Below are 13,226 nucleotides of genomic sequence, written 5' to 3' on the forward strand. Positions count from 1 at the left end.
ACGGCCGTGCCGGGAGGGACGGTGCCAGCTGGCACCGGGCCTCCCGTCCGTCTCGTCGCGCGCCGGGCCGGCGGCCGCCGTCGTCACGGGCTGGGCGACACCTCACGCGCTCACGTCCGCGTGGACTGTCGCTCAGCGCGAAACACAGCCCAGCCCGCAGCCGTGGGCCGCGCGCAGGCGGACGGGAGGGGGCCCCTTCCACCGGTTCCGGCGTGACGCGCCAGCGACACGACGGCCGTGCCGGGAGGGTCGGTGCCAGCTGGCACCGGGCCTCCCGTCCGTCATGTGGGTGCGCCGGGCCGGCGGCTCCTGCCGAGACTCGGTTCCGCGGACAGGTTGCGGGTGCCGGGACGCGCGGTTCGTCCGGCGGAGCGAGGCTCGGCCAGCGACGGCGACGCGCACAACGAGCAACGCCCCGACCGGACCGGTCGGGGCGTTGCTCGTGGTTGTGCCGATCAGCGGATGATCGAGATGTTGTCCGCCTGCGGGCCCTTCTTGCCGGGTCCGATCTCGTACTGCACGTGGTCGTCCTGGGCGAGCGGCCGGGAGCCGGTCGCCGCGACGATGCTGGAAAAGTGGGCGAACAGGTCCTGGGACCCGTCGTCGGGGTGGATGAAGCCGAACCCCTTGCTGTGGTCGAACCACTTGACGGTGCCCGTGGGCATGGCGGTCAGCACGGCGTCAGTGGATGCGCAGCTGCGCGACCATGGGGCACGCGAAGGGGTCGCGGGCGGCGAGGCCGACGCGGTTGAGGTACCGGACGACGATCCCGTACGAGCGCAGCAGCGTGGTCTCGGTGTAGGGCACGTCGAGGGTGTCGCAGTGGTCGCGGACGAGCAGGCGGGCCTGCTTCAGCGCCGGACGCGGCATCGACGGGAACAGGTGGTGCTCGACCTGGTAGTTCAGGCCGCCCATCAGGAACGAGACCCACCAGCCGCCACGGATGTTGCGCGAGGTGCGCACCTGGCGGGAGAAGAAGTCGACCTTCGCGTCGTGGGCGATGGTCGGCATGCCCTTGTGGTTCGGGGCGAACGAAGCGCCCATCATCACGCCGAACACGGCCAGCTGCACCCCGAGGAACGCACACGCCATCCCGAACGGCAGGAACCAGAACACCACCGTCAGGTAGATCGCGAAACGGGCAACGAGCAGGGCGCCTTCGATGAGGCGGTGCTTCTTGTCGGCCTTGGTGCCGTTGCCGGTGACGATGGACATCACGGCGTAGCGGTGCAGGTTCAGACCCTCGAGCGTGAGGAGGGGGAAGAACAGCCACCCCTGGAAGCGCATGAAGGTCTTCATCGCGCCACCCTTGACGGCGGCGGCGTCCTCCGGCAGGAACCGGATGCCGTCGGGGGCGATGTCGGGGTCCTTGCCGACGGTGTTCGGGTTGCCGTGGTGGCGGGTGTGCTTGTTCATCCACCACGAGTAGCTGAGGCCCACGAGGAACGTGCCGAGCCAGCGGCCCGCGCGGTCGTTCCACTTCTGGGACTCGAACACCTGACGGTGCGCGGCCTCGTGCGACAGGAACGCGAACTGCGTGAACAGCACGCCCAGCGCGCCGGCCACGATGAGCTGGAACCACGAGTCGCCCAGGAACGCGAACGCGACCCAGGTGAGGGCGAGGCTGCCGACGAGTGCGCCGAACAGTGCCCAGTAGAAACCGGTACGACGGCGCAGGAGGCCGTTCTCCTTCACCTGCGCCAGGAGCGCGGAGTAGGTCGAGGTGCCCTTGCGGGCCCCCGTAGCGGGACGAGTGCGGGTGTAACCCGGAGCGAGCGGAGTGGTGGTCATGTGGACCGCCTTCCGGTACGGATCGGTCCTTCAACCGGTTCGAGGGAGTTCACGCGATTGCGCTTGCGGCGACCCTAGGGGCCCAACTTGCGTGTTCACCGTGGTGTCCGGAACACGTTGCGCACTGCACGAACTCAGCCCGCGTGGCGCTCCGGACCGTCTGCGCACCGGCCGGACGATGCACGCAACGTCTGCCCCGGGTACTCCCCGAACCGGCGGAAGTACGTGCCCGAGAACCGCCCCAGGTGCCGGAACCCCCAGGCCATCGCGGCCTCGCTCACACTCGTCTCGTGCCGACTGCTGGACTCCAGTGCCGCGCGCACCCGATCGAGCCGCATCCGCAGCAGGAACGTCATCGGCGAGACCCCGTGCTCCCGCATGAACGCCGTCTGCAGGGTCCGCGGACTCACGCCCACGGCGTCGCAGATGTCGGCGAGGCAGAGCACCTGATCGCAGTGTCCGTCGAGGTAGGCCTCGGCGAGCTCGACCGTCGACGGCGTCACCGCACGGCGGAGGACCGCGGGTGTCCGCACCCCGAAGGCTCCGAGCACGGCCTCGACCAGCGCGAGCTGGGCGGCGCTCCGAGTGCCCGAGGTGAACCCGTCGCGCGTCGCCGTGACCGCCACCTGCTCGACGCACCGGCGCAGGTGTTCGAGGGCCGCGACGGCGGGCTCGGCGCCCTGGGTCGGCAGGTCGGGCGCTGCTGCTCCCAGCGACGAACACACCTGGTCGAGGAGCGTCCGGTCGATGCTCACGAGCTGCAGCGTGCCCTTCGGGGCGTGCACGGAGAACTCCCCCGACGTCGGCATCAGGACGGGCGTGCCGGGTCGGGTCTCGAGGACGACGCCGTCCTCGACGGCGATGCGGACACCGCCGGTGCTCGACCACCCGACGACGATGCGGTCGAGGGGCTCGAAGACCCCGGAGAAGCCGGAGGTCGCCGACGCTGTGACGAGACTCACGCAACCGTCGCGGCGGGTCCGGTAGCGGAACCGGAACGGCAGCCGGAAGGCGTCGTCCTCGACGTCGAAGCGCACGTCACGACCGTGCCCGGCCTGGGCGAGCACGCGTGCGGCGAAGGTGCGGTCGGTCCCGGATCGTTCGGTGCGCCGGCGCCGGTCGTCGATCCGCGCGGTGACGGTCCGGGCGGCGTCGGTCCCGTGGACCGCGGTCAGCACGGTGCCTCGTCGACGGGCTGTCCGCAGCGGTGTTCGAACCAGGCGCGGGCGTCCTGCAGGCTCGCGCGCCGGTCGTGCTCGTGCAGCGTCGCCATGAGCGTGCAGTCGAAACCGTCCACCGTGCGCTCGATGAAGCCGAGGAGCATGTCGGGGTCGCCCCAGGCGGCCGCCGCGTCGACGACGCGCCAGCACCCGGCGTCGACCGGCTGCACCCGGATGTCGGTCGGGTCCGTTGCGGCGAGCGCACGGATCCGGTCGGTGTGGACGATCTGCTGCCAGACGGCGGCCTCGGTCATCACGGCCGTGGATCCCTGGCGGTGTCCCATCGCGCCTCCCTGTCGGTTCGATGTGGCGCACTGCTCCACCGCAGTGCGCGAGACACTTTCAGTATCGGCAGGACGATTCCGGTCATGTCAGGGGTTGACTTCGTACCGCGCAAGGTGGACCATTCGTGGCCTCGATCGGAGCCCTGGGAGCGCGCCATCGGCGGGTCCCGTACGGTCGGCACATGAGCGACGGGAGCAGCGCGACCCAGGACGGCCCGTCCCGACTCTCGCGCGCGGTCCGGGATGCGATGCGGTTCGTCCACGAGCAGGCTGCGACCCACGTCACCGTCGCCGATGTCGCTGCGGCCGTGCAGCTGTCGCCGCGGAGCCTGCAAAAGCGGTTCCAGGCGGAGGTGGGGCAGTCCCCGGGAGCCTTCCTGCGCGCCGTGCGCCTGGAGGGGGTCCGACGCGACCTGCAGGCAGCCTCCGGCGCGACGGACCGGCGGACCATCGCGGAGATCGCCGAGCGCTGGCAGTTCAGCAACGCGGGCCGCATGGCTGCGGCGTTCCGCGCGGCGTACGGCATCGCGCCGTCGGCGGCGGTGCGGTCCTTCGTGCCCGAGGACGACGAGGACGGTGCACCGAGCCTGTCGGACCGGAACCAGCGGCGGTTCCGCCTGGTGCTCGACTGCGAGGTCGACATCGACGACACGAAGGCGGTGCTCGCCGGTGCGCTGCAGCGAGCGGGGGCCGGTCCGTGGCGGGACTACCGGCCGGACGGCGGCAGCGAGGACCTGATGGCGTTCCTGCTCGGCAACGCCGTGCGGACGGCGGTGCGGGAGACCCCGGGCGTGAACCTCGTCGCCCTCGACGCGATGCTCCGGGTGCAGGACGAGCAGGGGTCCTACCCGCCCGCAGAGCTCCCGGCCTGGCGCGCCGGCCCGCCGCCGAACACGCCTGCGCCGTCCGGATCGTCCGACACCGCCCAGCGCGTAGGATCGAGAGACGGCAGGGAAGGCGCCCATGGATGACGCATTCGAGCGTGCACTCCGTGCGCTCCGGTCGGCGGAGATCGCCGACGACGAACTCAGTCGGCCGTTCGCGCTCGCGCTGCCGATGGGCGGCGTCTCGATCTCGACGTTCGGCGAACTGTGCCCGAGCGAGACCGTGTCCGCGACGGACGAGGTCGCCACCCGGGTCGACGAGATCCAGTTCGACCTGTCCGAAGGACCCTGCTGGGCCGCGCTCGCGACCGATGCCCCGGTGCTGGAGACGGATCTCGTGCAGCGTCCGAACGCCGCGTGGCCCGCGTTCAACGAAGCCGTCCGGAGCGAACCCGTCGGCGCGGTCTTCGCGTTCCCGGTCGCGTTCGGGCCGTTCCCGCTCGGCGCGATCGACGTGTACGTGCCGGAGCCCGCGACGATCGAGGACGACACCGTGCGGCAGGCCATGGCCCTCGCCTCGGCCGTCAGCCGCCGGGTCCTGCGCCGGGCGCTGCGCTCCATCGCGGACGAGGACGACGCCCTGCTCGACCGCAGCCCGTCGTCGCGGCGCGTGGTGCACCAGGCCACCGGGGTCGTGCTCGCGCAGCTCGACATCAGCCCCGAGGACGCCTACCTGCTGCTGCAGGGCCACGCCTTCGCCCGCCGGACGACGATGCGGCGGGTGGCGGAGGAGATCCTCGACGGCACGGTCCGGTTCGAGAAGCGAGGCGACCTGATCGAGGAGGTCCAGTGACGATGGCAGGCAGAGAAGCCCGGATCCTGGAGACGTTCACGTCGCTCGCCGACACCCTGGTGGACGCCTACGACGTCGTGGAACTGCTGCAGACCCTGGTCGAGACGTGCGCCGACGTGCTCGGCATCGACGCCGCGGGCATCCTGCTGGCGAACGACGACCAGGAGCTCGAGGTCGTGGCCTCCACCTCCGAGGCGACCCGGCTCGTCGAGGTCCTGCAGCTCGACGCCGAGGCCGGCCCCTGCATGACCTCGTTCGCGACCGGACGGGTCGTGACGTGCCCGGACATCGAGGTCGCGCCGGCGGAGTGGGCGATGTTCCGCACGGGTGCGCTCGCGCTCGGGTTCCGCTCCGTGCACGCCGTCCCGCTCCGGCTGGGGAGCAACGTCATCGGCACGCTCAACCTGTTCGGGGCCGGCGTCGGTGCCCTCGCGGAGTCGGACCTGCGCGTCGCCCGGGCCCTGGCGGACGTGGCCACGATCGGCATCCTGCACGAACGGTCGCTGCGCGAGCACGACGTCGTCCGCGCGCAACTGCAGCGGACCATCGGGTCGCGCGAGGTCATCGAGCAGGCCAAGGGCGTCGTGTCGTACCTGCGCGGCGTCTCGATCGAGGACGCCTTCGCGGTGATCCGCGGGTACGCGCTCGAGCACCACGAGCCGCTCTCCGAGGTCGCCCGCGCGATCGTGCAGCGCCGACTCGTCCCCTGACGACCACGAGCGAGCACGGCCCGGCCGGTCCGACGCGTCCGGCGAGTCCCGCCCGCTACGGTGAGCGGATGGGCAAGGTCACGCTGCAGGACGTCGCCGCGCACGCCGGCGTCTCGATGAAGACCGTGTCCAACGTCGTCCGCGGCTACCAGCACGTCAGCGACCCGATGCGCAGCCGGGTGCAGGCCGCGATCGACGAGCTCGGCTACCGCCCGAACGTCTCGGGCCGGTCCCTGGCGACCGGACGCTCGAACATGCTCGCCTTCGCGTTCCCCGACCTGCGGCGTCCGTACTTCGCCGAACTGGCCCACGTGTTCTCGCGGGTGTGCGCCGACCGCGGCTACCAGCTCCTGCTCGAGGAGACCGGCGGCGACCCCGACGGTGAACGCTCGGCGGTGCGGGGACGCGAGGCCGGTGTGGTCGACGGGGTCGTGATCCACCCGCAGGTGCTCACGCCCGAGGCGATCGACCGGATCCGCGGCGACACCGCCGTGGTGTTCCTCGGCGAGGACGTCCGGCCCCCGCACGCCGACCAGGTCGTGATCGACAACGCCGGGGCCGCCACCGAGGCCGTCTCGCACCTCGTGGCGCTCGGCTGCCGCCGCATCGGGTTCTTCGGGCACGAGACCGGCCCGTCGTCGCGCACGTCCAGACTGCGTCTGGACGGCTACCGTGCCGGACTCGTCGCCGCGGGCCTGCCGCTCGACGACGCGCTGCTGGTCCCCCGCGAGGTCGGCGACGCCGCCGGTGCCGAGGTCGCCTTCGGCGCCGCGCTCGACGCCGGACTCCGCGTCGACGGGCTGCTCTGCCGCGACGACCTGGCCGCGCTCGGGGCGCTCCGGGCGATGCGCCTGCGCGGCCTGGACGCCCCCGGCGACGTCGCCGTCGTCGGGTGGGACGCGGTCGGCCTCGGGTCGAGCCTGGTGCCGAGCCTGACCTCCGTCGCGCCCGACACGGTCGCCCTCGCCGACACCGCGCTCGACCTGCTGGTCGAGCGGATGGACGGCTCCGACGTGCCCGGCCGGCTGGTCACGGTCGGCCACCGCCTGCTCGTCGGCGAGAGCGCGCCGTACGCGGACGGCACGTCCGACCGGGAGGCGCACCAGGGCGCGTGAAGGGCGGACGGGAGGCACGGCGCGCGCCCGGCCACGAGCCTCCAGTCCGCCTCTTCCCCCGTCGCGTGCCGTCAGCGACCTGCGGGAGCCGACTCCCCCGGGTGCACGCTGCCGAGCAGCTCGACGACGACGTCCCGCAGGGCGTCGGGCAGGCCGACGGTGCCGAGCTCGACGATGCGGTCCGCACGCGGCAGGTCCTTCGCCACGACCTCCCACGCCTCGAGCTTCTCCGGGTTGCCGGTTTGCGCGCCCTCGAGGACCCGCCGCACGGCCTCCCGCGCGTCGACGCCGACGACCGGAGCGCCGACCAGCGTGACCGATCCGCCCGACGCCGAGTCGACGGACAGGTCGACCGAGAACCGGTCGGCCGAGCGTGCCGACGTCGGTTGCCCGTCGGCCGGCGCGGCGAGGAACGTGACCCGCCAGTCGCGGTGGGCGGGGACGACGTCGAGGGCCCCGGTGGTGGCGTGCACCCGGAACTCGGCGTGCTCTGGGTCCCAGGTCAGGCGGGTCCGGGCGGTGCGGCTGCCCTCGCCCTCGTAGTCCTCGACCAGGGTGAAGTCACCCGCCGCACCCGGCGCGACGAGGACCTCGAACACCGTCGGGTTGACGGTGGCGTCGAGCTGGTCGGCCGCCGCGAGCGGCAGGATCCCACCGGCGCGCAGCAGGACCGGCACCGTGTCGAGCGTGCGGTGCAGGTCGACGAAGCGGTCGCCCGCGTACACCGTGCCGGTGAAGACGTCGGTCCAGGTGCCCGGCGGCAGCCACGCCCGGGCGACCCCGTGCCGGCTGACCGGGTTGCGCGGCGCGACGATCGGGGCGACGAGCAGCTCCGAGCCGAACGCGTAGGTGTTCGGCACCCGGTACGCCTCGTCGCGGCGCGGCTCCAGGTGGTAGAGCGGCCGGACCAACGCGGTGCCCTCGGCGGTGCCGTGGTTCATCGTGTGCAGGTACGGCACCAGGCGGTGACGGAAGCGGAGTGCCTCGCCCATCGCGGCGCGTGCCTCGGCCGGGAACGCCCACGGCTCCTTGCGGATGAAGGGGTTGTTCGCGGAGTGCAGGCGCATGATCGGCGAGAACACCCCGAACTGCACCCAGCGGGTGGCGAGCTCGTCGTCACGGACGCCACGGGTGTGGCCACCGATGTCGTGGCTCCACCAGGGGTAGCCGATGTTCGCCGCAGTGGCGGTGAACTCGGGCTGGAACGCCAGGGACGCCCACGACACGACGGCATCACCGGAGAACCCGACGGCGTACCGGTGGCTGCCGGGGCCGGCGTAGCGCGAGAAGGTCATGCCGTCGACGGGCGCCGGGACTGCGGTTGCGTCGGTGTCTGTGTCCGCGGTCGTGTCGGCGGTTGCGTCGCCGGACGCCGCGTGTCGCGCCGAGTCGAGCAGGTGGAAGTGGTTGAGCAGCCACAGCGGGTCGACCCCGGGCAGCCCGGTCTCACGACCCTGCTGCCAGTCGATCCACCAGAAGTCGACGCCCTGCTCCTCGAGCGGGCGGTGCAGCTGCTCGAAGTAGGCCTGCAGGAACCGCCGGTCCGTCGGGTCGAACGGGATCGGCTGCTCGGTCTCCGGATCGACGCCCATCGCCCGGGCCACCGCGGGGTAGGCGTCCTCGAACGCCCGCACGCCGTCGGCCGGGTGCAGGTTCAGCGTCGTGCGCATCCCCCGGCGGTGGAGTTCGGCGAGGAACGCCTCGGGGTCCGGGAACAGCGACGGCTCCCACGAGTAGCCCGTCCAGCCGTTGCCGAAGCGCGGCGGGACCGAGTCCACCCGGTGCCAGTCCATGTCGATGACGGCGACCGAGAACGGCAGGTGTTCGTCGGCGAAGCGGTCCAGCAGCTCGAGGTACGAGGTGTCGCTGTACGGGTGGTACCGGCTCCACCAGTTGCCGAGTGCCCACCGAGGCATCCGCGACGGCGGCCCGGAGACGGCGTGGTACGTCCGGAGTGCAGCGTCGTAGTCGCGGCCGTACGCGAAGACCATGACGTCGCGGCGCCCGGGGACCCGCGTGCCGATCCAACCGTCGTCGGCGAACAGGAACGACTCGCTGTCGTCGAGCGCGGTGATGCCGTCGCGGGCCAGGATCCCCGGTTCGAGCGGCATCCGGCCGTCGACATCGTCGAGGGTGCGGCCGGTGCCGCCGAGGTCGCGCGGCTCCTGCCCCCAGCGCCAGCGGTTGGCGTCGGGGCCGGTGGTCTCGACCACCAGGCCGCTCGGGCTGAAAGGACGGCCGTCGTAGCGCAGGCGGGCGCGGTCGGTGGTGACGACGACGCCGGCGGTGGTGCCGGTGCCGGGGCCGTCGGCGCTGGCCGTCCGCTCCACGGTGAACGCCGGCACGGGCAGGCGGCGGCGCATCGCGAAGGTCGACGCGCGGTCCTCGAACCCGCCGTCGTCGCTCCACTCGATGCGGAACGCCCCGGCGTCGAGCACGGTGATGCGCCAGTGGTCGCCGCTGACGACGGCCGCGGGGTCGGCGACCGGGTCCGACCCCGGGAACGGACGGATGGTGGGCAGGACGGCGCCGGCGGTGCCGGTGGTGCCGGTCGTGCTGCTGCCGGTGGTGCTGCTGCTCACGTGGTGCCTCTCAGCTCTTGACCGCACCCTGCGTCACGCCGCTGATGACCCAGCGCTGCGCGAACAGGTAGACGATGATCGTGGGCGCCATCGCCATCAGGTACGAGGCGAAGGCGACGTTGTAGTTGGTGCCGAACTGACTCTGGAAGATGTTCTGCACCACGGGCAGGGTCTGCAACCCCGGATCCGCCGTGATGAGCGACGGCATCATGAAGTCGTTCCACGATGCCAGGAACGCGAAGATGCCGACCGTCGCGTTCATCGGGCCGAGGAGCGGCAGGATGATCCGCCAGAAGATCTGCCACGTGGACGCCCCGTCGATGCGGGCGCTCTCCTCGAGTTCGACCGGGATCGACCGCAGGTACGCCGAGTAGAGCAGCACGCTGAACGACAGTTGGAACATGGCGTGCAGGATCCCGACGCCGATCGGGTTGTCGAGGCCGATCTCGGCGGTCAGCTTGATCTGCGGCAGCGCCACCACCGGGAACGGCAGGAACATCGCCGCGAGCAGGTAGACGAACGAGTACCGGAAGAACCGCTTGTGCCAGTTCCGGACGATCGCGTACGAGGCGAACGAGCTGAGCAGCAGCGTCGCGACGACGGTGAGCGCCGCGACGCCCAGGGACACCGAGAAGGACACCGGGAACCGGGTCAGCTGCCAGGCCTCGGCGAACGAGCCCGGGTTGAACGGGAACGGCAGCGAGAGCGCGTTGCCGTCGACGGACTGCTCGGTCGTCTTGAACGCCATCGAGAGCGTCACGTACAGCGGGATGAGCACGGTCAGCGACGCGAGGCCGAGGACCACGGTCAGCGTCCAGTTCGTGCCGCCCAGCCGTCGGCGGGGGCCGCGGGCGGAACGTCCGCCGCCGGTGGTCACGGCGCGGGTGTCGGTCGGGGGTCGTGTGTCGGTGGCGGTCATGCGAGTCGCAGGTTCCTTCCGCGGGTCGCCGCGAGCTGCAGCACGGAGATGAGGACGGTGATGATGAAGAACACGGTCGCGTTCGCCATCTGGTAGGCGTAGTCGCCGCCGGTGAAGCCGCCGAAGATGGTCATCGCGACGCTGCTCGTCGCGCTGCCGGGGCCGCCGTTCGTCAGACCGACGATCACGTCGTAGGCGCCGAGGTAGCCCTTCACACCGAGCACGGTGTTGATGACGATGAAGCCGCCGAGCAGCGGGAGCGTGATCGAGCGGAGCTGCTTCCAGCCGGTCGCGCCGTCGAGCGCACTGGCCTCGTACAGCTCCTCGGGGATGGACGTCAGGCCCGCCGTGTAGATGAGGAGCGCACCCGGCACGGTCTGCCAGGCGGACACGATCACGATCGCGAGCCAGGCGAGGTTCGGGTCGCCGAGGATGCTCTGCTCGAGCGGGCCGAACCCGACGCTCGTGGCCAGGGCCGGCACAGTGTTCGAGAACAGGAAGTTGAACACGTAGGCGACGATGATCCCCGAGATCACCATCGGGATGACGAACACCGACCGCAACCCGGCGGCGAACCGGATCTTCTTCGCCAGGGCGATCGCCAGGGACAGCGCGACGACCTGCGTCACGACGACGGTGACGGCCGCGAAGCCGAGCGTGAAGCCGTACGACGCCAGGATCGCCGGGTCGGAGACGAGCGCCTTGTAGTTCTCGACGCCGATGAAGTCCCACTGCCCGAACCCGAGGTAGTCCGTGAAGCTGTAGAAGACGCCGACGCAGGCGGGGGCGACGACGAACGCCGTGAACAGCACGAGTGCCGGCACGAGGAACAGGTAGTACATGCCCTCGGTGCGGCTGAGTGAACCGACACCGCGGGAACCCACACGCCGGTGTGTGCGGGCTGCGTCGGTCGCCGGCCCGGAGGTCTCCGGGTCGGTGTCGCGGGAGAGCGGGGTCTGCATGGTCATGGTGACTCCTGTGTCCTGGTCCGGCTCAGACCGTCGCGGAACGGCCGGCGAGCCGCCGCCAGTCCGAGTCGAGCCGCTGCAGCATCGAGGTGAAGTCCCCGCTCCGGATCGCCGACTGCAGGTAGTTGCCGAGCGGGATCGACGTGGGGATGAAGGTGCCGGCACCCTGGTAGAACGCGGCGTCGTCGACGTACTGCTGCAGGCCGGCGAGGCGCTCGTCCTGCTGCGGGGGTGCGTCGATGCGGGGCGAGTACGCCAGGTTGTCGCGGTTGTAGGCGTCGATGACGTCGGGCTGCATGAGGAACTCGACGAGCTCCTTCGCCTGCTCCGGGTGCTCGGACGCCGTGGGGATCCAGAGCCCGAGGTCGATGTTGACCCGGGCCTTGCGGTCGGCCGGGTCGTTCGACACCGGAAGGGCGAAGGTGCCGACGGGCAGCTTGTCGTCGATCAGCGCGATCTGCCCGAGCGCCCACGGGCCCTGCAGGTACATCGCGGCCTCGCCCTTGCCGAACGCCAGGTTGCCGTCGGCGTAGGCCCGGGTGGCGTGGTCGCGGTTGAAGAACGACGAGATGGTCTTCGCGCGCTCCATCGGCACCGCGAAGTCCTTCTCGAACGACACCTCGGAGTCGGGGCCGACGTCGGCGCCGAGGGCCTTCATCTTGCGGAAGAACGAGCCGGTGTCGACGAGGCTGCCCACCGAGTAGTCGAACAGGCCTTGCCAGAGCGTCCACGTGTCGCGGTCGGTGGCGTAGATCGGCGTGATGCCGGCCTTCTGCAGTGTCCGACAGACCTCGACGAACTCGTCCCACGTCGTCGGGACCGGCAGGTCGTGCTCGGCGAAGATCCGCTTGTTGTAGATCACCCCGGCTGCGGCGAGCGAGTACGGCAGCACGCTCGTGCGGTCCTCGAACTTCGCGTACTGGTTCGTCAGGGTGTCGATGTCCGGTCGGACCCGCGCTGCCGACGGCAGGTCGCTGAGGTCGCTGAGCACGCCGCGTGAGATGTACCGGGCGAGCTCGAGGTTGTCGTTGAAGCACCCGACGTCCGCCGGTTCACCGCGGACGAACTGCGGGGCGATGGCCGCCGTGCTGTCGTGCACGACCGACAAGCCGGCGTGCTCCCCCTCGAACTTCCGCAGCAGCTTGTCGAAGTACCCGATGACCTCCTGCTTCTGTTCGTAGAAGCGGAGCGTCGTGGCACCACCGGCGGCACGCCCCGGGGTCGCGCACCCGGCGAGCGCCATCGTGCCGAGTGCGATGCCACCGGCCGCGCCCGCGAGGAACCCCCGCCGACTCACCGCCGCCTGGAGTGTTGCGGTCCTGCTTCCCACCATCGGGTCTCTCCCTCGTTGCGCATCGTCGCGCAGGCTCCTGTTTACAGCGCTGTAAAGCGTACGTCAACGTTGTAATCGCATGTGGCAGTGGTCGGTGGCCCCACGGACGGGAGGCACGGTGCCAGCCCGCCCCGCGCCTCCCGTCCGCCGTGCAGCGCGTCCACCGCCGCGCGCCGCCACTTGGTGCGAGGTTGCGCACTCCGTGCGAGGGCCGGAGCGCCGCACGGAATGCGGAACCTCGCACGGGGCGTGCCGCACGCATGACGCGAGCACGGCCGCGCGCCGCCGCCCACCGGGACGGACACGGCACGGAGCTGGCAGGATCGTCTGATGGCTGAGGACGAACGGGACATCGCACTCCGGGTGGGGCACGAGGAGCTCCGCATCCGCGGGGTCTACGAGACCATCAGCATCATCAACGACGTGATGGTGGCGCTCTGGTTCATCGTCGGCAGCGTCCTCTTCTTCTCCGAGAGCACCACGACGGCCGGCACCTGGCTGTTCCTGATCGGGAGCATCCAGCTGCTCATCCGTCCCGTCATCCGGCTGTCACGGAGACTGCACCTGGGGCGGGTCGGCCGGGGGAACCCCACGGATTCCGCGCGCGATTTCTGAACCACGACACGC

Annotated in this window: 13 protein-coding genes; 5 read left to right on the forward strand and 8 right to left on the reverse strand. The window is 71.3% G+C overall.

Features of this window, described 5'->3' with window-relative positions:
- Positions 1–455 precede the first annotated feature (455 nt).
- The 4 genes from QRN49_RS16155 to QRN49_RS16170 form a co-directional block, all read right to left on the reverse strand.
- Positions 456–665, reverse strand: a complete 210-nt coding sequence (locus tag QRN49_RS16155; protein ID WP_071405807.1) for a cold-shock protein — start codon at positions 663–665, stop codon at positions 456–458.
- A 16-nt stretch (positions 666–681) separates the two neighbouring features.
- Positions 682–1,791: a fatty acid desaturase family protein gene (locus QRN49_RS16160; RefSeq protein ID WP_110864824.1), complete on the reverse strand. Its 1,110-nt coding sequence runs from the start codon at positions 1,789–1,791 to the stop codon at positions 682–684.
- A gap of 134 nt (positions 1,792–1,925) precedes the next feature.
- Positions 1,926–2,969 carry an AraC family transcriptional regulator gene (locus tag QRN49_RS16165; protein WP_284756664.1) on the reverse strand — a complete coding sequence of 348 codons (1,044 nt, stop codon included), beginning with the start codon at positions 2,967–2,969 and terminating at the stop codon, positions 1,926–1,928.
- Positions 2,963–3,295, reverse strand: coding sequence for a hypothetical protein (locus QRN49_RS16170; RefSeq protein WP_209082355.1), 333 nt, complete (start codon positions 3,293–3,295; stop codon positions 2,963–2,965). Before QRN49_RS16170 ends, QRN49_RS16165 begins: the two co-directional genes overlap by 7 nt.
- A gap of 182 nt (positions 3,296–3,477) precedes the next feature.
- On the opposite strand from QRN49_RS16170, the gene QRN49_RS16175 reads away from it, so the two are divergent.
- From QRN49_RS16175 to QRN49_RS16190, 4 genes are all read left to right on the forward strand, one after another.
- A complete protein-coding gene (locus QRN49_RS16175) occupies positions 3,478–4,266 on the forward strand; it encodes a helix-turn-helix domain-containing protein (RefSeq protein WP_284756665.1) in 789 nt (262 codons plus the stop codon).
- Positions 4,259–4,972, forward strand: coding sequence for a GAF and ANTAR domain-containing protein (locus QRN49_RS16180; protein ID WP_284756666.1), 714 nt, complete (start codon positions 4,259–4,261; stop codon positions 4,970–4,972). Before QRN49_RS16175 ends, QRN49_RS16180 begins: the two co-directional genes overlap by 8 nt.
- Positions 4,973–4,974: 2 nt before the next feature.
- Positions 4,975–5,682, forward strand: coding sequence for a GAF and ANTAR domain-containing protein (locus QRN49_RS16185; RefSeq protein WP_284756667.1), 708 nt, complete (start codon positions 4,975–4,977; stop codon positions 5,680–5,682).
- A gap of 68 nt (positions 5,683–5,750) precedes the next feature.
- Positions 5,751–6,797: a LacI family DNA-binding transcriptional regulator gene (locus tag QRN49_RS16190; protein ID WP_284756668.1), complete on the forward strand. Its 1,047-nt coding sequence runs from the start codon at positions 5,751–5,753 to the stop codon at positions 6,795–6,797.
- Between the two features lie 71 nt (positions 6,798–6,868).
- Here the strand turns inward: QRN49_RS16190 and QRN49_RS16195 are convergent, their stop codons facing one another.
- Genes QRN49_RS16195 through QRN49_RS16210 form a run of 4 tightly spaced genes read right to left on the reverse strand, consistent with a single transcriptional unit; the run spans position 6,869 to position 12,563 of the window.
- Positions 6,869–9,379, reverse strand: a complete 2,511-nt coding sequence (locus QRN49_RS16195) for a glycoside hydrolase family 31 protein (RefSeq protein ID WP_284756669.1) — start codon at positions 9,377–9,379, stop codon at positions 6,869–6,871.
- Between the two features lie 10 nt (positions 9,380–9,389).
- Positions 9,390–10,298: a carbohydrate ABC transporter permease gene (locus tag QRN49_RS16200; protein ID WP_284756670.1), complete on the reverse strand. Its 909-nt coding sequence runs from the start codon at positions 10,296–10,298 to the stop codon at positions 9,390–9,392.
- A complete protein-coding gene (locus tag QRN49_RS16205) occupies positions 10,295–11,266 on the reverse strand; it encodes a carbohydrate ABC transporter permease (protein ID WP_111087471.1) in 972 nt (323 codons plus the stop codon). Before QRN49_RS16205 ends, QRN49_RS16200 begins: the two co-directional genes overlap by 4 nt.
- A gap of 25 nt (positions 11,267–11,291) precedes the next feature.
- Positions 11,292–12,563 (reverse strand): ABC transporter substrate-binding protein, encoded by a 1,272-nt coding sequence (locus tag QRN49_RS16210; protein ID WP_284756671.1) that lies wholly within the window; start codon positions 12,561–12,563, stop codon positions 11,292–11,294.
- 366 nt (positions 12,564–12,929) lie between these two features.
- Here QRN49_RS16210 and QRN49_RS16215 point away from each other — a divergent pair, with 366 nt between their 5' ends.
- A complete protein-coding gene (locus QRN49_RS16215; RefSeq protein ID WP_282819514.1) occupies positions 12,930–13,214 on the forward strand; it encodes a YrhK family protein in 285 nt (94 codons plus the stop codon).
- Positions 13,215–13,226: the final 12 nt, after the last annotated feature.

Source organism: Curtobacterium sp. ME-Dv--P-122a (assembly GCF_030209645.1).
GTDB classification, from domain to species: domain Bacteria; phylum Actinomycetota; class Actinomycetes; order Actinomycetales; family Microbacteriaceae; genus Curtobacterium; species Curtobacterium flaccumfaciens.